General features: G+C 69.3%; 1 protein-coding gene. It reads left to right on the plus strand.

Translation table 11 applies throughout. The annotated features are described in order from the left end of the window. Positions 1-163: 163 nt before the first annotated feature. Positions 164-1,432, plus strand: a complete 1,269-nt coding sequence (locus ABZY11_RS44475) for an IS701 family transposase (RefSeq protein ID WP_356484616.1) — start codon at positions 164-166, stop codon at positions 1,430-1,432. Positions 1,433-1,454 lie beyond the last annotated feature (22 nt).

Below are 1,454 nucleotides of genomic sequence, written 5' to 3' on the forward strand. Positions count from 1 at the left end.
TTAGTACTCCAGTCTGACTTCGCGATCTTGTGGCCGTACCCGGCCGAGAACGGGTACGGCCACCGCGTGATCATCGGTTGGTGTGTGGACAAACGAAGATCGTGCGGTGGCCGCGGGCCATAGCGTAGACCCTGCCCGCTGGCGGGAGATGTTCGACCAGGCCATGGCCCGGATCGCGGGCCGCTTCGGCCGAGTTGAACCGAGGGCGAGTGCCCGTGCCTATCTGCTCGGGCTGTTATCGAAGGCGGAGCGGAAGAACTGCTGGCAGCTGGCCGAACAGGCCGGCCCGGCCCGGCCGGGGCCGATGCAGCGGCTGCTGCGCTACGCACGCTGGGACGCCGACGCCGTCCGCGACGATGTCCGTGCCTACGCCGTCGAACACCTCGGCACCGACGGCGCGGTGCTGATCGTGGACGAGACCGGCTTAGTGAAGAAGGGCCATGCCTCGGCGGGCGTGCAGCGCCAGTACACCGGCACCGCCGGACGCATCGAGAACTCCCAGGTCGGCGTCTTCCTCGCCTACGCCACCAGCCGGGGACGGGCACTGATCGACCGCCGCCTCTACCTGCCCGAGCAGTCCTGGTGCACCGATCCCGAACGCCGCCGGGCGGCCGGGATACCCGACGAAGTGCAGTTCGCGACCAAACCCCGCCTGGCCCGGGAGATGATCGCCGCCGCGCTGGAGGCCGAGGTGGAGGCACCGTGGGTGACCGGTGACGAGGCCTACGGGCAGGACCCGCAGCTGCGTGCCGCCCTGGAGGCACGTGGGACCGGCTACGTGATGGCCGTCGCCCGCTCGATGCGGGTGCGGATCAACCAGGGCCGCACCGCCGTCCGCGCGGACACCGTCGCCGAACGGCTGCCCGCCACCGCCTGGCAGCGGCACAGCGCCGGCCCCGGCGCGAAGGGCCCGCGCCACTACGACTGGGCCTGGATCCACATCGGCACCGACGATCACCGCCACCTGCTCATCCGCCGCAACCGCACCACCGGAGAACTGGCCTTCTATCTGTGCTGGTCACCCATCGCGGTCACCCTTGCGGAGCTGGTCCGCGTCGCCGGTGTCCGCTGGAGTGTCGAGGAGTGCTTCCAGGCCGCCAAGGGCCAGGTCGGACTCGACCACTACCAGGTTCGCAACTGGACCTCGTGGCACCGGCCCATCACGCTCGCCATGCTCGCCCTGGCCTTCCTGACCGCCCTCACCACCGACGCGGCATCCAAGAGGTCAACCGGTCCGCACTACCCGACTCGCGACAGCGAACCGATCTCCCTGACCGTCCCGGAGATCCGCCACCTGTTCACCCTCGTCTTCAGCCCGTCGGCCGTGACCGCTGCCAGGCTGCTGCACTGGTCAATCTGGCGCAGACGCCACCAGGCAACAGCCCGACACAGCCACTACCGACGACGATCCGCCGACGAACCTGCTGGATAGATCACGAAACCACACTGGAGTA

The sequence above is a fragment of the Streptomyces sp. NPDC006510 genome (assembly GCF_040611955.1).
Classification (GTDB): domain Bacteria; phylum Actinomycetota; class Actinomycetes; order Streptomycetales; family Streptomycetaceae; genus Streptomyces.

What these genes read in the sequence shown, in the direction of transcription:
- ABZY11_RS44475 (WP_356484616.1), top strand. Translation starts at nt 164, where the DNA reads ATGGCCCGGATCGCGGGCCGCTTCGGCCGAGTTGAACCGAGGGCGAGT.